At 48.5% G+C, this 18565-nt stretch carries 16 protein-coding genes; 5 read left to right on the forward strand and 11 right to left on the reverse strand.

Annotated features, from left to right (window positions below):
- The first annotated feature begins 15 nt into the window (after nucleotides 1-15).
- The gene (locus AC0J20_RS03265) at nucleotides 16-2157 is read left to right on the forward strand and encodes a methyl-accepting chemotaxis protein (RefSeq protein WP_473020585.1); all 2142 of its coding nucleotides are present in this window, start codon (nucleotides 16-18) and stop codon (nucleotides 2155-2157) included.
- 46 nt (nucleotides 2158-2203) lie between these two features.
- On the opposite strand, the gene AC0J20_RS03270 is transcribed toward AC0J20_RS03265, so the two are convergent.
- The 5 genes from AC0J20_RS03270 to AC0J20_RS03290 form a co-directional block, all read right to left on the reverse strand.
- Nucleotides 2204-2449 (reverse strand): DUF2164 domain-containing protein, encoded by a 246-nt coding sequence (locus AC0J20_RS03270; RefSeq protein ID WP_473020586.1) that lies wholly within the window; start codon nucleotides 2447-2449, stop codon nucleotides 2204-2206.
- A 36-nt stretch (nucleotides 2450-2485) separates the two neighbouring features.
- Nucleotides 2486-3367, reverse strand: coding sequence for a hypothetical protein (locus AC0J20_RS03275; protein ID WP_473020587.1), 882 nt, complete (start codon nucleotides 3365-3367; stop codon nucleotides 2486-2488).
- Between the two features lie 132 nt (nucleotides 3368-3499).
- Nucleotides 3500-4198 carry a DNA-3-methyladenine glycosylase I gene (locus AC0J20_RS03280; RefSeq protein ID WP_473020692.1) on the reverse strand — a complete coding sequence of 233 codons (699 nt, stop codon included), beginning with the start codon at nucleotides 4196-4198 and terminating at the stop codon, nucleotides 3500-3502.
- Nucleotides 4199-4224: 26 nt separating this feature from the next.
- Nucleotides 4225-6261: an oligopeptidase A gene (gene prlC / locus AC0J20_RS03285; RefSeq protein ID WP_473020589.1), complete on the reverse strand. Its 2037-nt coding sequence runs from the start codon at nucleotides 6259-6261 to the stop codon at nucleotides 4225-4227.
- Nucleotides 6262-6336: 75 nt separating this feature from the next.
- Nucleotides 6337-6687, reverse strand: a complete 351-nt coding sequence (locus AC0J20_RS03290; RefSeq protein ID WP_229530328.1) for a response regulator transcription factor — start codon at nucleotides 6685-6687, stop codon at nucleotides 6337-6339.
- 267 nt (nucleotides 6688-6954) lie between these two features.
- On the opposite strand from AC0J20_RS03290, the gene gorA reads away from it, so the two are divergent.
- Entirely contained in the window at nucleotides 6955-8304 is a 1350-nt protein-coding gene (gene gorA / locus AC0J20_RS03295) for a glutathione-disulfide reductase (protein ID WP_473020590.1), read from the forward strand.
- A 70-nt stretch (nucleotides 8305-8374) separates the two neighbouring features.
- Complete coding sequence (locus tag AC0J20_RS03300; RefSeq protein WP_473020592.1) at nucleotides 8375-9301, forward strand: diguanylate cyclase; 927 nt, start codon at nucleotides 8375-8377, stop codon at nucleotides 9299-9301.
- 19 nt (nucleotides 9302-9320) lie between these two features.
- Here AC0J20_RS03300 and AC0J20_RS03305 read toward each other — a convergent pair whose 3' ends face one another.
- Nucleotides 9321-11897, reverse strand: coding sequence for an ATP-binding protein (locus AC0J20_RS03305; RefSeq protein WP_473020593.1), 2577 nt, complete (start codon nucleotides 11895-11897; stop codon nucleotides 9321-9323).
- 280 nt (nucleotides 11898-12177) lie between these two features.
- Here AC0J20_RS03305 and AC0J20_RS03310 point away from each other — a divergent pair, with 280 nt between their 5' ends.
- Nucleotides 12178-12906 carry an EAL domain-containing protein gene (locus AC0J20_RS03310; protein WP_473020594.1) on the forward strand — a complete coding sequence of 243 codons (729 nt, stop codon included), beginning with the start codon at nucleotides 12178-12180 and terminating at the stop codon, nucleotides 12904-12906.
- Between the two features lie 14 nt (nucleotides 12907-12920).
- Here the strand turns inward: AC0J20_RS03310 and AC0J20_RS03315 are convergent, their stop codons facing one another.
- Together AC0J20_RS03315 and AC0J20_RS03320 are read right to left on the reverse strand one after the other, a co-directional pair.
- Nucleotides 12921-13841, reverse strand: a complete 921-nt coding sequence (locus AC0J20_RS03315) for a response regulator (protein ID WP_473020595.1) — start codon at nucleotides 13839-13841, stop codon at nucleotides 12921-12923.
- A gap of 142 nt (nucleotides 13842-13983) precedes the next feature.
- The gene (locus tag AC0J20_RS03320) at nucleotides 13984-14961 is read right to left on the reverse strand and encodes a response regulator (protein ID WP_473020596.1); all 978 of its coding nucleotides are present in this window, start codon (nucleotides 14959-14961) and stop codon (nucleotides 13984-13986) included.
- Nucleotides 14962-15124: 163 nt separating this feature from the next.
- On the opposite strand from AC0J20_RS03320, the gene AC0J20_RS03325 reads away from it, so the two are divergent.
- On the forward strand, nucleotides 15125-16027 hold the full coding sequence (locus AC0J20_RS03325; RefSeq protein ID WP_473020597.1) for a hypothetical protein: 903 nt from the start codon (nucleotides 15125-15127) through the stop codon (nucleotides 16025-16027).
- A gap of 29 nt (nucleotides 16028-16056) precedes the next feature.
- Here the strand turns inward: AC0J20_RS03325 and AC0J20_RS03330 are convergent, their stop codons facing one another.
- The 3 genes from AC0J20_RS03330 to nhaA all read right to left on the reverse strand — a co-directional run bounded on the left by AC0J20_RS03330 (nucleotide 16057) and on the right by nhaA (nucleotide 18548).
- Nucleotides 16057-16671 (reverse strand): HvfX family Cu-binding RiPP maturation protein, encoded by a 615-nt coding sequence (locus AC0J20_RS03330; RefSeq protein WP_473020598.1) that lies wholly within the window; start codon nucleotides 16669-16671, stop codon nucleotides 16057-16059.
- A gap of 189 nt (nucleotides 16672-16860) precedes the next feature.
- A complete protein-coding gene (locus AC0J20_RS03335; protein ID WP_473020599.1) occupies nucleotides 16861-17355 on the reverse strand; it encodes a hypothetical protein in 495 nt (164 codons plus the stop codon).
- Nucleotides 17352-18548, reverse strand: coding sequence for a Na+/H+ antiporter NhaA (nhaA, locus tag AC0J20_RS03340; RefSeq protein WP_473020600.1), 1197 nt, complete (start codon nucleotides 18546-18548; stop codon nucleotides 17352-17354). Before nhaA ends, AC0J20_RS03335 begins: the two co-directional genes overlap by 4 nt.
- Nucleotides 18549-18565 lie beyond the last annotated feature (17 nt).

Raw genomic sequence — 18565 nt, forward strand, 5'->3', positions numbered from 1 at the left:
CCGCAAGAGGTACCTATGAGATCTAAAAGTCAGAGTCTCGCCGTTAAACTGGTTGCAGTTGTTGGCGCCTTGCTGATTGCGCTGTCTGCAATACTGATGGTGGTCAGCTATTTCTCACTCACCGCCACAGAAGGCAAAATCGTGACCCAGGTTAACGAGGAGTTAGCGCAACAAATTGAAAGCACGGTGGCCGCGAAGGCGTCGCAGCAGGCGGCCGAAATTGCCATGGCCATTGAAAAGGCCTATGCCTTTCCGCGAATTCTGGCAGAACAAATCGCCCAAAGCATTGAATCCAATAACAGCGACTTAAAACTAAGTCGCAACCAGGTGCAAAGCATAACGGCCAGCTTATTACGGGTGAGTCCCACCTCATCCATTTATGCACAATTTGAAAAGGACCAGTTCGACGGAAACAGCGAGCAATACCTTTCCGGATTTGAACACTCAGTGGCCGGTCACGGCAGTTTCGAAGTTTACTTTGTGCGCAATCCTGATAATTCCATTACTCAGGAGGTAATTGAAGACGCGCAGGAAAAATTCGACACCACACTGGATGAATTCGGCTTTCGCGCAGCAGAATGGTTTTTATGCGCCAAAGAAACCCGTAAACCCTGCATTATCAGCCCCTACAATTATGAAATACGCCCAGGCTACGAAGAGCTGATGACCAGTCTGACCTATCCGGTGTTAGCTGAAGGACGCTTTCGGGGAGTGGTTGGCGTGGATCTGAACCTGCCCATACTGCAGCAATCCGCTGAAGCCCTCAAACAGTCTCTCTACCAGGGCAAGTCTGCGGTGTACGTTATCAGCCAACATGAAATCGTCGCAGCCGCTACCGAAGCACCGGATAAACTGGCCCGTAAATTTGATGAACTGTTCAAAAACAAACAGGCCAGTGCAAAGATTCTATCACTCAGCAGCAGTGGCGGCTCAGTCACCATTGACAATATGATGTATGTGCTCCGGGATATCCCGCTCACCACACCTGGTACCCACTGGAAAATGATCATTGGTGTGGATGTAGCCACGGCTCTCAGCCCTGCCCGAAGGGTCAGCGACACCATCGCCTCGAACATCAACGCCCTGATGGGCTCCCTGATCACCGTTGCTATTGTACTCACCGGTATCGCCCTGGTGATGGTTCACCTGTTCACCCGCAGTATTGTCAGCCCGGTAAAACTCATCGCCGATAAAATGACTGAGCTGGCCGGCCAGGGTGGCGATCTCACTCAGGACATCTCGGTACAGTCACACGCTGAGCTGACTCAGCTATCGAACGCCTTCAACCTGTTCAGAGAAAAAGTCAGGGAACTGTTAGACCAGGCTAAAAACGTCTGTGAACAGGTGCTGGAAGGCAGCAAAACCACACGCAGTCAGGCGCAACAAACCAATACTCAGATTCAGGTGCAATTGACCGAAGTAGACAGCGTGGTTACCGCGATTACGCAAATGTCAGAGGCCGCAAAAGAAGTGGCCCGAACAGCGGCTGAGGCAGCAGACAATGCAGATAAAGCTAATGACAATGTGAAACAAACTGAAAAACAGGTGTCATTATCAACCCAAAGTGCCAGCGAGTTGTCCAGTGAAATGGCCAGCGCTTCAGAGGCGGTTAAGGCCGTCTCCACCCGCAGTCTGGATATTAAAAAGATACTGGATGTTATTGGCGCGATTGCCGAACAAACCAATTTGTTAGCCTTAAATGCTGCCATTGAGGCAGCCCGCGCCGGTGAACACGGCAGAGGCTTCAGCGTAGTCGCCGACGAAGTACGGGCACTGGCTTCCAAAACCGCGGATTCGGTCAGCGAAATTGCCACGGTTATTGATGCACTGCAAGGTGAGGTCAATTCAACCGTGCATATTATTGAAAAAGGCAACGAGCAGGCCGGTCAGGCCTCAATGCGTTCACAGGAAGCCTTCTCCCGTATGCAGGAAACCGCTGAACAGATCTCAGAAATCAGTGAGCGCATGATGCAGATGGCCACGGCAGCCGAAGAACAAAGTGTGGTCAGTGAAGAACTGAACCGCAATATGGTGATCATTGGTGACGCCACCCGTGAGGTTTCGGCACTGTCACAAGCATCAGAGCAAAGCTCGCAGGCCATTGACGAAGCTATTCAGCAGCTGTACGGCCTGTTAAGTAAGCTTAAAACCCATTAGGGTCTGGTAAACGAGGTCTGGCATTCACCAGGCCAGGTGTTCATGGTTAGCTGATATCCTGTTCAATGGCATAGATATCGTCATCAATCGTTTTAACTCTGGCCTCGAAAATCCCTCTGGCATCATGTAATCCTCGATTGTAATAATAAGCGCCAAGCTCTTTGGAAACGAAGTCCAGCAAAAACTCCGCATCAAACTGACCTAACTCTTGATCCAGTTCACGTTCAAAATAGGCCTGCAATTTATCCACCATTGCCGCTTTTTCGTGTTTTGTGAATTTAATGTCTGACATAGGTCCTTTTTCCTTCGGTGTGTTCGCGCCAGTTGTTCAGGGAAACAACCACAAACGCTCATCGGCAGGTAAACTCTGTTCTTCGATCAGTGGGTTGCTGAGTTTGAACAGGGTTTTATCAGTAAAACCCCCTTGCCGGGTAAACCCCTGAAACTCATTGCTGGCACGAAAATGTGTCGCAAAAGCCCCGCTACTTATCAGGTGCCGCAATCCCTGTTCCAGGCGATTGGCCAATTCTTGGTCATCAGGACACACAAAAAAATAAATCGGGGCAGGGTAATACAGCAGGATGTGTGCCTCCCGCATCAGAGGCTTGTCTGCGTGCAAAGTCAGTTCGTCCGGAATTTCAGTGACACTTCGCGGAAAGTAGTCGATGCGTTTTTGTGCCAGTAAGTCAAACAAGGCATGATAATTGGCCACGCCGTACACATTAAAATGATTCGCTTTGAGAATGCCGGTGTCAGGCCAGTCGGCACCTTGTCCGGCGGTGAGCATTTGCAACTGGTGACGGTCATCAATTGCGGCAAATTTTGCCTCGTTGTCCTGGTGAATCATCAGGGCCCGGTACCCGTATAAACCTTTAAACAATGGAATTTTAATAGCCCGCATTTTGCTCTCTCTGAGGGCAGTGGTCATATGCCATTGCACATCGAAATCGCAGGTTTTATTCATGTTTTCAATGGCCCGGCTTTGATTCATCCGCATCGGGTATTGCGTCAGTTGGTACGCGCCAAACTGGGTACTGGTCGCGTCCAGTGCCTGGCGCAACAAGCTTACAAAGTAATCATTCTTGAATGCGTACTTACCGCTGGCGCCAAAGTACTGATAAACCTGCTCACCGCGCGCCACTGAGCTAAAGCACAGAACGCACCCTATGAGCAATACAAGGCCGTGTTTGAAAAAAGTAAATTGCAGCATAATTACAGGATCAGAATAGCGTCAGGACAGAATAGCAAAATCTTGCCACACGTCGCTGAAGATTTGTGAAAACCATCGGTTGTAGTCAGACAAGCTGCCGAGTTTAGCACAAGGATAGAGCCCGCGTTCCGCTTACTCAATACCCACGTGATTGTCGCCAACACTCATAGACAAGGCCCGGCTTATTTCCTGCAAGGAGCGGCCGGACTCTTGTTGCCACTGATTAAATGTCGCCTGCAGGCAGGCCAGGCTGCGCTTTGAGGTTGCCGAGCCGCTGATCAAATCATGGCTCTTAAAATAGCCTTCCACATCACGACTCAGTAAAAACGTGTCTTTACCCAGCGCGCGCAAAGCATACGGGCCGGTATTGCCACCAAGGCGTGCCCCCTGCTTTTTCAAAAATTCCCATAGCCCGATGATATTATCTTCCGGCCAGTCAGCGATAAATTGCGCAAATGACCCCTTTTCACTGTGTACCGCGTCAATCATTAAGGCGTTATCACGAATGGTTTTCACCTTGTTGTAGTTGCGGATAATGTCGGGATTACTGGCTTTTTGCTCCAACATCTCATCGGGCATGAGCAGCACTTTGGCAATATCAAAACCAAAGAAACACTGCTCAAATGCTGGCCACTTTTGTTCGACAACCCGCCACACAAAACCCGACTGAAACACTTTTTTGGTAAACTCAGCGAGGAACCGATCTTCGCCCAATGCAGCCAGTTGCGCCCTGGGCAAAGGCTTGGCCAGCAAATTTTCTAACGCCTGCTCACCGCCCTTGCGCTCGGCAGCACGGGCATATATATCGGCAAATAATTCAACGCTCACGATGGTTCCTCACGGTAGGCGGTTACTGCTCAGGCGGCGATGCCACTATGGCGAAGCAGTGCAGCAATGTCGGGCTCCCGCCCACGAAACGCTTTAAACAATTCCATGGGCTCTTTACTGCCGCCCATTTCCAGAATGTTTTGCAAAAAGGAGGCACCGGTTGTGGCGTTGAAAATCCCTTCTTCCTCAAAGCGCGAATAAGCGTCCGACGACAACACTTCGGCCCATTTATAACTGTAATAACCGGCGGCATAGCCCCCGGCGAAAATGTGACTAAAGCTATTTTGGAATCGGTTAAACTCAGGTGGTTTTACTACCGCCACCTTGTCCCTGACGCCGTTGAGGTAGTCCTGCACATTCATGCCTGGCTGATACTGCTCGTGCAAACCAAAATCAAACAACGAAAACTCCAGTTGTCTGATCATTTGCATTGCAGACTGGAAGTTTCGGGCAGCCAGCAATTTATCCAACATTTCCTGCGGTAATGGCTCGCCGGTTTCATAGTGACCGGAGACAAAGGCCAGGGCTTCTGCTTCCCAACACCAGTTTTCCAGGAACTGACTGGGTAATTCCACCGCATCCCAGGCGACGCCGCGAATGCCCGATACACCGGATTCATCGACTTTGGTCAGCATATGGTGAATGCCGTGTCCGAACTCATGAAACAGCGTGATCACTTCATCGTGAGTAAATAAAGCAGGTTTATCACCCACCGGGCCATTAAAGTTACACACCAGATAGGCCACCGGATACTGCAACCTGCCCTCAACATTGACCCAACGGGAGCGGCATTCATCCATCCAGGCTCCGCCGCGTTTTTTCGCCCTGGCGTACAGATCCAGGTAAAACCGGCCTCTTAGCTCTCCCTGCTCATCGGTGATTTCAAAAAAGCGCACATCTTTGTGCCAGGTTTCCACGTCATGTCTTTCTGACACCCTAATACCATAGAGGCGTCTGACCACCTCAAAGAGTCCGGATACCACTTTGTCTTCCGGAAAATAAGGACGAAGCATTTCATCAGAAATGGCGTATTTCTGTTGTTTGAGCTTTTCCGCGTAAAAGCCGATATCCCAGGCCTGAATATCCGTGGCACCATAATGTTCTGCCGCAAAATCCCGGATTTCTTGCAACTCGGCTTCAGCCTGAGGCCTGGATTTTTCAGCCAAATCCGTTAAAAAACCCTTCACCTGATCTGCAGACTCGGCCATTTTAGTGGCCAGTGAATATTCAGCATAATTGTCAAAGTCGAGTAATTTAGCCAGTTCCTGACGCAAGCTTAAGGTTTCTTCAATGATGCCGGTATTGTCGAATTGCCCGCCATTGGGTCCGGTTTCAGAGGCGCGGGTGGCAAAAGCGCGATACATTTCTTCGCGCAACTGACGATTTTCACAATAGGTCATCACGGGCAAATAACTGGGAAAGTCCAGCGTAAACAACCAGCCAGCCAGTTCCTTTTCTTTGGCAGCCTGCGCGGCGGCATCCAGCGCCGATTGCGGCAATCCGGCCAGTTCTGCCTGGTCAGTAATGTGTCTGGTAAATGCCAAAGTGGCATCCATCACATGGTTACTAAAATTGGAGGACAAATCTGACAAACGCGCCTGAATCTCGGCGTAACGCTGTTTTTGCTGATTTTCCAGGGCAACACCGGACAGTGTGAAATCCAGCAGCGCGTCATTAATCACTTTTTGTTGTGCGCTGTTCAGGGTTTTAAAATGCGCTGACTCAGCAATTTGTTTGTAAGCCTGGTACAACCCCTTGTGCTGCCCCATCCAGGTGTAGTATTCCGACAATAACGGCAAACAACCGTCGTGCGCCTCTCTGAGCGCATCGTTGCTCACTACGCTGTTCATATGAGATACCGGTGACCAGTATTTGCTTAACTGATCACTGACCTCGTCGATAGGTAACACCAGATTGTCCCACCGGTATTCAGTCTGTTGCAGACACTCGTCAATGACCTGCTTGCACTGAGCAATGGCACTTTTGACATTTTCCTGAATAGTTTCTGGTTCGAACTTCGAGAATAAGGGCAGGCCTAATTCAGACTCAAATTGCGTAAAAGACATACTTAACCCGTCTTAAAAATAATTATCAAAGAAGTAGGGATTGTCAGAGAATAATCAAGGTGAGCCGGACAATTCTTACGAAGCCTGCACAAAGTCCAGAAGCTCATCCTGAAAATCGGGTTTACGCAGAAAACGAACGCCAATGCGCTCCACTCTTTGCTGCACGTCGGGTTCTTCCTGCGAGGTTAACATGCAAATACGCGCATTGGGACTCGTGGTTTTGGCCGCAATAGCCACAATTTCGCCGTTGGCACCCGGCATGTTGTAATCAATGGTGAAAATATCGTAATCATTGGCATTCAGCAGCGTTAATGCTTCATCACCATCCCCGGCCTCATCAAATGTCGCTTTCGCAAACGCCTGTTCAATCGTGCGAATGATCATTTTTCGGGTCAATGCACTATCATCAATCACCAGCACCCGCATAGTTTCACTCCTGAAAGGTCATCGTCATAACCCCAAGTTGGAATTAATTCCTTCTATATCCTTTATAGTAGACGCCCTTTGAAATTTTCACCAAAATTAACTGTAATCAAGGATGATCGGTTTAAAGAAACGCATTCGCTGGTAATAAAATGGCCGCTTTCCATTTCTAATGGAATAACTTGAATCATTCAATCGCTAAAGCTGGTTTGCAATTCTATACTGTGAAGCCATAACCTATAGCACAAGTAAATTATCCGGAAGATAACAATGGCAGATTTTGATTATATTTGTATCGGTGGTGGCAGTGGTGGTATTGCCTCGGCAAATCGTGCGGCAATGCACGGCCAAAAAGTGGCACTGGTTGAAGGGCGTCACATTGGTGGCACCTGCGTCAACGTGGGTTGCGTACCCAAAAAAGCCATGTGGTATGGTGCCCAGGTAGCAGAAGCGATCCATCGCTACGCGCCGGATTATGGGTTTGACGTAACCGTCAATAAATTTGACTGGCAGACCCTGGTAAAAAACCGCCAGGCCTACATTGAGCGCATTCATGGCTCTTACGACCGGGTGTTAGGCAACAACAAAATCACCGTGCTTAAAGGCTATGGCAAACTGGTAGACAAGAACACCGTAGAAGTGGACGGTAAACGCTACACCGCCAATCACATTCTTATCGCGACAGGGGGGCGTCCCTGGCGTCCGGCAATCCCCGGTGCTGAACTGGGTATTGATTCTGATGGCTTTTTCGAACTGCAACACATGCCAAAAAGTGCCGCGGTCATCGGAGCCGGATACATCGCTGTTGAACTGGCCGGCGTATTACATGCACTCGGGGCTGAAACTCACCTGGCAGTGCGAAAACACGCACCACTGCGCAACTTTGACGGCATGTTAAGTGACACCCTGATGGAGCTCATGGCAGAAGATGGCCCAACGCTACACACACACTCCATTCCGGAAAGTGTGGTAAAACAAGATAATGGGCTGCTCAGGCTCACCTTTAGCGATGGTAAGAGCCTGGACGTTGAACAGGTTATCTGGGCCGTAGGTCGCGTGCCAGCTACCGACAATCTGGGTCTGGAAAACGCCGGTGTTGAGGTTAATCAACAGGGTCATATCATCGTTGACGAGTACCAAAACACCACGGCCGAAAACATTTATGCGGTGGGTGATAACATCGGTAAAGTGGATCTCACCCCGGTGGCGGTCAAAGCCGGGCGCACGCTGTCGGAGCGCCTGTTCAATGGTCAGACTAACGCCAAAATGGACTACGACACCATCCCCACCGTGGTATTTAGTCATCCGCCCATTGGCACAATCGGCTTGTCAGAAGAAGACGCTAAAGCCAAATACGGCGAAGACAATATCAAGGTATACAACAGCAGTTTTGCCGCTATGTACACTGCGGTAACCCGCAACCGCCAGCAAACCAAAATGAAACTGGTGTGCGCAGGCCCTGAGGAAAAAGTGGTGGGCTTGCACGGTATTGGTTACGCCATGGATGAAATCCTGCAAGGTTTTGGGGTGGCCATAAAAATGGGCGCAACCAAAGCGGACTTTGACGCCTGTGTGGCAATCCACCCTACGTCTGGCGAGGAATACGTTACGATGCGTTAATCCGCAAAGTATGCTACAAAAGGCGTGATACTGGTGGTCACGCCTTTTTTGTAAATTCCGAGGAGCAACATTGAGTATTCACTCCCCCGATAGCAAAGCCAAAATACTAATCATTGATGATGATCGTTACTTTTTAGAAATGGCCAATAACGCCTTGTCTGAAATGTGTGACGTGCTCACCGAGTCCAATGCGCAAAAAGGGTTAAAAAAAGCACTGGCTGAACCCACTCCTGACCTGATTATATTAGATGTAATTATTCCCGGTTTATCCGGGTATCAGATCTGCCGCGAACTTAAGCAGAATATGAAAACCTTTAACATCCCGGTGGTGTTTGTCTCGTCACTGGAACAAATATCTGAAATTACCCGATGTTTTGATCTGGGTGCTGTCGATTTTATCAGTAAACCCGTGCAGATGCCGTTGCTGCTGGCGAAGATAAAAAACCACCTGATGATGAAGTTACAAAGGGATATGCTGGAAGAATTAGCCACCAAAGATCCACTCACCGGTTTAGACAACAAGCGCAGCTACAATCAGGTATTAGCCAGTGAATGGAAACGCGCCCAAAGGGATCAGCAAGCTATCAGCCTGGTGATGTGCGATATCGATTTTTTTAAGAAATACAATGACCACTATGGACATGGTCAGGGTGATACCTGTCTGCAACAGGTGGCTGCCAGTCTGTTTAAAACAGCCAGCCGCCCAGGCGACCTGGTCGCGCGGGTTGGGGGCGAAGAATTTGCCGTTATTCTGCCCAATACGGAACGAGAAGGTGCCTGGCGGGTTGCGAACAACTTACTGGTGAATCTGCGTAAAAAGCAGTTGCCACATGCCAAATCGCCCATTCACAAACATATAACGATAAGCGTTGGTGTCGCTACTCATATCCCTCAACAGGATGAAGCGCCGGCGCTGTTGTTTGACCTGGCCGATGCCGCTCTGTACCGCGCCAAGGACCAGGGCCGAAATCGGGTCATTGCCCACGAAGACGACTAACAAAAAACCGGTAGAGTCGTTATTTTTTCAACTGGGCTAAAATGGCATTCAATAATTCGTCTTTAACCACTGGCTTTGCAATGTGACCCTGCATTCCCGCCTGCAAACAGCGTTTTCGGTCTGCAGCCATGGCATTCGCCGTGGTGGCTAAAATGGGGATATTGTCCCATTCCGGGTTTTTGCGGATCGCCTCCGCCGCTTCGACACCGTCCATGATGGGCATTTGCATGTCCATCAGAATAATGTGTGGCCTGAATCCTTTGTTTAACAGATCCAGACATTCCTGACCGTTTTCTGCAAATTTGGTGACCGCACCCGCGTTTTTTAACATGGCTCCCGCCACCTGCTGATTAATCGGATTATCTTCTACCACTAACACCAGGCGACGCGCCAACGGGCTATCCTGTGGTTGTGCCTTTTCCGGAGCGTCGTCATCGGCAAACGGGATGGTGGTGCTTAACACGGAATCGTAAAGGGTGGACGGCGTAAAAGGTTTTAATAAAACATCATCACAGATCACCAGGCTATTTTCACCATAGTCTTTTCGGTTGTGCGACACAATGATCAGATGCACAATATCAACCTGCGACTGCTGCCACTCAGCCAGGGCCTGCTTGTCTATGGTGTCCAGAATGGCTTCGTCAATCAGCAGGACCCGTTGGGCACCTTCTGCCCGTTGCGAACTTCGCAAATCGTCCAGGCTTCGCACACAGTTGGAAGGCCAACCTAAAATAGAACATTGACGTTGAATAATCGCCTGAGCATTGACGTTTTTGGTGAGTACCATGGCCTGACAAATATCAATGCCCTGAAAGAGGCGTTTATCTTCCTGAGACTCCTCGGCTTTTTGCAGTTGAATATTGAACTGGAAAGTACTGCCAGCCCCTTCTTTGCTGCTGACCCCGATAGTGCCGTGCATCAGTTCCACTAACTGTCGGGCGATACTTAAGCCCAGGCCCGTACCCCCAAATTTACTGCTGGTTTCCCCGGATGCCTGCGTAAAGGCACTAAACACTTTCGCCGCTTGTTCATCTGTCATGCCAATACCGGTGTCCTGCACCTCAAATCCCAGTTGCAGTTGTTTTTCATCTTCTGATAACACGGCGACGCGCACGTTAATTTCGCCTTTACTGGTAAACTTGATGGCATTGCTGACCAGGTTACTGATGATCTGATTTAATCGCACCGAATCGCCAATCACAGTTTTGGGGCAACTGGGATCAATATCTATCCACAAATCAATCGGTTTACCATAGGCAGCACGCCCCATCATTTGTCCGGTTTGCTTTAACAGATTATCCAGTCGAAATGGCGCAGTCACTATCTCCAGTTTGCCGGCTTCAATCTTAGAAAAATCAAGAATGTCGTCGATAATTCGGCTCAGCAATGAAAAGCTGGTAATGGCCTGCTCCAGGTTATCATGAATTTTTTTGTAGTTGCGCTCTCCCTGGGTAATTTGCAATAGACCATATACGCCATTCATGGGAGTGCGAATTTCATGGGACATCCGGGCCAGAAATTCCGCTTTGGCTTTTTCGGCTTCTCTGGCTTGTTGCGAGGCCTTATCCGCATTATCTTTCTCTTCGTGCAATTGTCTGATTAGCCTGAACAAGAAAACATTGATAACCACCGCAATGAAGATCCCAAATACTAACCCCGCCAGTATCAAATAAGCCGAACGCTCCTGATACAACATGGTGCTTCGCGGTTTTTTCATGATGAGCCAAAACTCAGGGTCGTCCAGCGCCACCGAAATCACCTTGTGGGTAGGCAGGCTGATTTTATCCATCACAAATTCAGCGGAAAATGACTCAGGCAGCACCTGAGTCACTTTATAATCTTGCAGCTCGGGGAAGCGATTGCGCACCTGGTTTTCCGGCCTGTCCAGCAACCATCCCCAGGCAGAGTTGTCCGGCGCACTCAGGAAAAACCCCTTGTCGTTTACCAGCCAGTGGTTATTTTTACTTTGTAAATCGGCCAGTCGTGCGAAGGTGGCGCTGAGATCAAAATTAAAGACCACCACCCCTTGTAGTTCACCTTCCTTGAAATATTTAGCAGAGCTTCGAATGGTCGGACGCAGCGGCATTTCCACAACGTTATTTTCTTTATTCAAATCCAAAGGCGACACGTAAATCCCGGCATCCAGCGCCAGAGCTTCCAGAAAATAATGACGACCGGCTTTGTTTTGCAGTTCATCAGTATTGCGCCAGGTTACAGTCTGTTCAGCACGTTCAGCGCGATAGATCTCATCGCCATTGGCAGCAATAAATCGTGCCTGATGCAAAGTAGGGTAAACGCGAAACAACGCCTGCCAGTGAGACTGCAATGTCTGCAAGGCATGTTGATCATCTTCTGCGGCTATAATTAAGTCACTTGCGGAAGCCGAGGCGGCAAGGTTGACGGCGTTGTTCGCGATAGATTGCAACTCGGTATCAATCTGTTGCAATAAGGTATCAAATTCTTGTTGCACCACATCGTCAGTGAATCGCTTAGTCTCCACCCAGACAAAAGCGGCAATCGTCATCATCATGCTGACAATCACTGTGGTTATCAGCACCAACAACACCTTGGTTTTATAGATTCGCATTAACGCCATACCGCTTTATCTCCTGTCCTTGCCTGCTCAATGTCTGACTTTTTAACTGTTTTAGACCCGTCTTGCTTTTTGCTATTGCCACAGCCAGAACACCACTATCACATATTCTAAGACTAAAGTATTAAACAAATTCAACTTAAGTCTAATTTAGTGTTTGAGTGTTTGTCAGCTATGCTGAAGCCAGTTAATTTACACTCACGTATTTCCCCAATCAGGTTAAATAAGGCCTCTGATAATGCAACTAAATGGTACTCCCGCAATCAACATCCAGAGTAACGCTATGAGTATTGACACTTCCCTGGAAGTGGCTTTCCAACCGATATTGGAAACCAACAGCTTAAATTTGGTGGGCTTTGAGGCCCTGCTACGGGTTATTTCTGAAAACGAGATGCTGCCCACCCAACAATACTTACATTCTGCAGCCAGTTCGAATGATATAGAACAGCTGGATCGCTGGGTTATCGAAGAGAGTATTAATACCTTTTCAGAGTGGGCAGAAAATTATCACCAACCGCTTTATTTAAACATCAATCTGTCAGAAGCGACCTTAGCCCGGGCTGACTTTCCGGGTTTCCTGCAATATACGCTACTGCAACACATTGTTTATTCTGAAAATGTAAACCTTGAAATCGATGCGCGCTATCTGGCCAATTCGGATTGCCTGGCAAATATCGCGGTACTGGTTGAACTTGGAGTCAGGTTTACCCTGAATCTCGCGCATATGGACGAAAGTGCCATCGCAGACAAAGGCTATGGATTTTCAAGTTGTAAAATCCCGGCCAGTTGGCTGTCAGACAATAGCAATAACCAACACTGGCTGGATACCCTGCGGGCAATGTCTGAGAGAGGCATCCAGCTGATAGCCACCAATGTTGAAACTTCAGGGGCATTGCAACAATGCAGTGACCTGGGGATTTCTTCCTTTCAGGGCTATTTTAGCGCTAAGCCTTTGCCCAAGGCAGATTTCGAGTGCTGGTTTTTAAATCAGACAGAAATAACAGAAAGCTAATACCTGTTCCGGGATCAGGTGCCAATCGTCAACACGATCCCGCATTTTTCAATATTCTCCTGCCTGGATTGCAACCAGGCTTTGTCAGCCGCCAGCTTTAAGCCTTCTGAGCTTGAATAATCAGACACTAATCCGGCTGCAATGCCAATACTGGCAATCAGTTCAGCATCCTGACAGTGACCCACATCAGGTGTGCCATGGGTAATGGTGTGCATTAATGTCTGTAAAATGTGCTGTAATTGCTCCGGCGATTTATCCAACGCAGACACAGCAAAGGTGTAGCCAAAGTACCGGGCTATTTCGCAGTGTACCCCTTCAAAGGCAAATGCCAGCTTTTTGGCGAATACGTGCAGAAAATCCTCACGGTTATTTATACCTTGGTACCTGGGTAAAAAATCCACGTTGTCCAGACTGATGAAGGTCAGTGAAACTACCTGATTTAGCACCCTGGCGGTTAACCAAAGATTATTGAAGTGGCTGTTAAAGCCCCTTGTATTCTGTAGATGGGTAATGGAATCGGTGACACAACGCTGTGCCAACTCCTTACGGGTGATATGATAGCGCAGGTGTGCTTTGACTTTTTCTTTTAACACCCGAATATTGAGCGGCTTAAACACCAAATCAACACCGCCGACCTCGTAGGATTTAACCACTTCGTTGTCATCGCGCAGCCCGGTGACAAAAACAATCGGGATACCTTTGGTACATTCATTTTGGCACAGCTGCTGGGCCACCATGTGCCCATCCTTACCTGGCAAATTGATATCCAGTATGATCAAATCCGGCGGTATTTTTTGCGTGGCCAACACTATGCCTTCAGCGCCGGCTAAAGCTACAAACATGTTGTAATCATCGCCTAAGGACTCACAAATGAGATCCGTAACGGCAGGATCATCATCAATAACCAAGATATTGTATTTTTTACTGGAAACCATAAAAAGGGCTCATCTCATACTGGTCTTTTGGAGCAGCAACAGGGGTTTAGCACAGTCTGAATAGTGCTGCTTTGTCTCATAAAGCTAGCTGCAGAATAGATATTTGTCAGCACTGTCTGTAAAAAAATTACCAACGGGCCGGTTACAAAATCGCCTGAAAGAGCGGTTCAAACAGGGGGGCATCCCGGCGCTTGACGCTGCTGCACATTCCCCGGGCAATGCCTCTGTCTGCCATGTCTTGCAAGACCTTGTTGACGGTCGACAATAACTCATTAGCGCGGGTTTTTACCGCATAGTTAGTTAAGGCGCAAACTTTGAGTTCAATGTTTTGGGAAAAGCACGACAACTGCAACGCATCTTTGTTGTATACCTGTTGAAACAACATAAAGGCCATATGTCGGGCGGACTCTTCTGCAGATTCAGGATACAAACAATAAAAGCGATTACGGGTCGCTCTGATCACCACGTGATTGCGGCTTACAGAGAGAGATTCGAGTAGCCGGTTCAACCCGGTTACCCAGATATCATATTGGCGATAGCCAAGTTGATTGATAATGTCCTCTACATTGTCGATTTCTATGCATAACAGCGAGAGCGGGAGTTCTCTGCGAGCGGAAATTTGCAATTGATTTTCCAGCAGACAATCAAACCAGGACATGTTCTTTAACATAGAGTGGGTATTAAAGCAGGTTATACGCCGAAGTTCCTGCAAGTGCTGTTTTAACGACAATTGCAATTTCACCCGGTATTGCACTATGTCTCGCTCAACGGGTTTGCACAAATAATCGGTACAACCGACTTCCCAGCACTGGCGCTCAATCGCAATGTCATTGCTGGCGCTCAGAAACATCACCGGCGTTTCTGCTGTAGCTTCGTGGTGTTTAATGTTGCGACAGGCAGAAACTCCATCCACTCTGGGCATCTCAATGTCCATCACCACCAGGTCGGGTTTTCCCGTCAGGCATAACTCAAAGGCTTCGTCACCATCACTGGCAGTCATAATACTGGCCAGCGGACTTAACACGTCAGCCACCAACAGTGATTCACTATGTTGATCGTCTACCACTAATATTTTTGGAAGTATCGATGTTTTTTGCGCTAATGCGCTACCTGACAGCATGATTAAACCCTCTTAGATAATAAGAGCTTACACGCTGCACCATAGATTAAATATTATACTTTGGTTCTACCAGTGCAGCACCTTCCACTTTGCAGTGGTAATTTTTTGGCTATTGCACACAAAATGCAATGAAGACTTGAGATAAACTAAAAAGCTGACCACTATGATGACCAGGATAAGCGTCTGGCTGTGTACTGTGATCACCTATTCAAGAATTAGACTGACCTTAATTGTATGCCTGTTTCTGTTCAATAAAGCACTGGCTGCACAAACACTTATCTGGGTCAGCGAAATGAGCGCACCCAATGCGAAGCCATCTTCCGGGGTCAACCTGGAAAACCGCTTATTTGATCTGCTCAGCGAAGAAGCCAATCTGCCTTATCAGTATCAGCAGGCCAATAACCTGAGAGCCGAGTCCATCTTGCTCAGCCACAACAATGCCTGTACCGGTAACAAGCTCAAAACCCGGCAACGCACGGAAACTTTTGCAATGACCAGGTTACCGCAAACGCTGTTTTTAGGTCAGCGACTGTACTCTTCAAATCCGGCGATTAAAGATGCAATAGCCGCAACCCAAAACGCACAACACCAGGTACAAATTGAGAAACTGTTGCAGTTGCCTGATGAGTTGGTTTTTGGCATCCAGGAGGGCAGAAGTTACGGTGATATAGTGGATGCCATCATCAGCCAGGCTGAAACATCCCGCAGCATTTACCGTCGTAATGACCAGGGCACCGCGCGGGGCATGGTGGATATGTTGCTGGCCGGTCGGGTGGACTTTATTATTGAATACCCTAACGTGTTACACCATTACCAAAGCACCAGTTTGCGTGCCGACACGCCGCTTTACTCCTTTTCGGTAGCCGAACTGAATAACTACCAAACCGGCTACATTATGTGTTCACCTGGCCCACAAGGGGAAAAGTTAGCAGCCCGACTCAATCAGGCCATTGCCCAGGCCAGTCAGCAAAGGGATTACCTGCAGTTGCATTTAGACTGGTACACAGCAGACACGCACAAGGAGCTGACTCAGCTATACAATCAGGTGTATCAAACTGGATTTTGAGTCCGCTTTTTAAAATACGTTCGGGCGGCTTATACCTTTGTCAGATGTTTGTTCAACCAATAATCTGCACTGATATATCTGCCACCGCCAATAAAAAACAGGGTTAGCAGCATGATGAAATAGGTGGCTGCGAACTCTATACCGTTGTTGAGGATCACAAAATTGCCGCTGGATGTGAGCCATTCATAATTACCGTGTTCCTGTAACAGGGATTTAGCGGCGGCCAGCTTTTCGGGGGCTTCCATAATGGCCGGATTGCTCATAATCGTACCATCAGCAAACCAACTACTGGCGTCGGCAATCGCCAACCAACCGTTTTGCAGATGCACAGTAACCGCCGCCACCACCATAGTTGCCATTAGCGGTATTGCCACCAGTCTGGTTGCCAGACCAATAAGTAAAAGAATGGCACCAAAAAACTCAGCCCCCACAGCCAGCGCAGCCATTACAGCGGGCATTGGCAAACCCAAACCCCAATCGGCATTACCGAACCAGGCCACGGTATCCTGCCAGTGATTCATCTTGTTCCAGCCTGCCTGCATAAGTACCGGTGCAAGATATAAACGCAGTAATAACGGCGCAATGAAATCAGCTGCCTGAGTTGCATTAAGGATGTTTTGGCCTTGTTTAAGCAATGGGGTCATAGTTCTCTCTGTCGTGTTTTGCTGTGTCAGATTCACCTAAGTTTAGTCTCGAAACCAAAATCGGGTATTCCTGCTAATTAGCGCAATAAAAATGTCTGTAGTGATAGACCTGCATTTACAGAGAGAAATTGCAAAGCCCTGGTGAAGGCGGCCTCCAAGAGACCGCACTCACCCTGCTCCATATTGGTGTTACTGCGTTACCGCTTGCGGCTCCTGCGCGCAAGGATGGCGGCGCTTCAGCAGTTCATACAAGTGCTCAGAAAGTGGGTTATTGGGAATCCCCTCTTCCGCCTGTTGAAAGCGTTTTTGCACATCTTCCAGCAAATTCACCACCACTTCGTGGGTCACCAAATCATCCGGTAAACAAAAGCCGGCATAAAGGGTTGCTGGCACGCTTTTTCTATCGATGCCAACCCGGGTTCGATAGGCCCGGTTGGCAAACCCGGTATCAAACCCGGCATTTTGCATTTCATCCATAATGGCGGTATCCGTTAGAATGGCACCTTGCAAAAAGCCCCGAATGTACTGATAACAACTGGTAATAAATACGGTGCTGGATTGGGTGTTGGTATCAGCGCACATGCGATTCATGTCATCGTAAAACTCGCTCGCGGGTTTCGCATTGGCACTGCTCATCAACAAAACGGCTGCACAGGCCATCCCCCTTTTCAAACCTTTAGTCATACTTTTGCTCCAGATAGTTGATAATCTTCTTGCGGTTTTGAAGCCAGCAACACGGTAGCCCCTACAACCGCTGACAATAATGAGCCCATCAATACCCCAACTTTAACGCTCAGTTGGTAATCCAGGCCCTGATCGGCAAACGCCAGGGTGCCGATAAACAAGCTCATGGTAAATCCGATACCGCACAGCAAACTCACGCCATACAACTGCGCCCAGTTAGCGTCTTTGGGCAGTTTCGCCCAGCCCAATTTGATCACCAGCCAACAGGTGCCAAAAATGCCTATTTGCTTACCCAGGAATAAGCCTGCAGCGATGCCTAACGTTATGGGGTTAAGCAGATCTTCGGTGGTCGCCCCCAGGACCTTCACGCCGGCGTTGGCAAAGGCAAAAATGGGCAGCACCAGAAATGACACCCAGGGATGCAGTGCATGCTCCAGGTGTGGCAGCATTTGGTGACCATCGGCATTTTTAACCTTCAATGGGATAAACCAGGCCAGTGCAAAGCCGGCCAAAGTGGCGTGCACGCCGGATTTTAGTACTGCCGCCCAGACCACGACCCCCACCAGGATATAAGCCGCCTGATAACGCACTTTTTTGCGATTCAGCAGGAACAATACGGCCAGTCCGGTTAGCGCTACCAGCAATGAGGTAGTGGACAGATTTTCAGAATAAAACAGGGCAATAATGACAATGGCCCCGATATCATCAAAGATGGCCACACTCAAAAGGAACAGCTTAAGGGACAAAGGTAACCCCTTACCGAATAACACAAAAATACCCAAAGCGAAGGCAATATCTGTGGCGGACGGAATGGCCCAACCATTCATCGCAACCGGATCACCAGAATTAAACCAAACATAAATCAGAGCAGGAAACAGTATCCCCGCAATAGCCGCCACACCTGGCAACGTAATTTGCTCGACCGACTTTAATTGCCCGTCCAGCACTTCGCGTTTTATTTCCAGACCTATCAGAAAGAAAAATATCGCCATCAGACCGTCGTTGATCCACAAAATTAATGGCTTAGCAATTTCAAAGGCGCCAAATTTGAAAACTACCGGCACTTCTAAAAAGCCTTTGTAGACACCCAGCAAAGGGGTGTTAGCCATCACCATGGCCAGGAAAGCCGCCGCGACCAACAAGATGCCGCCAGCCGCATCATGTTGGAAGAAACGTTTTACCGCGTCAGTCATAAAACCTCCGCTATTGA

This window comes from Planctobacterium sp. R6 (assembly GCF_055755215.1).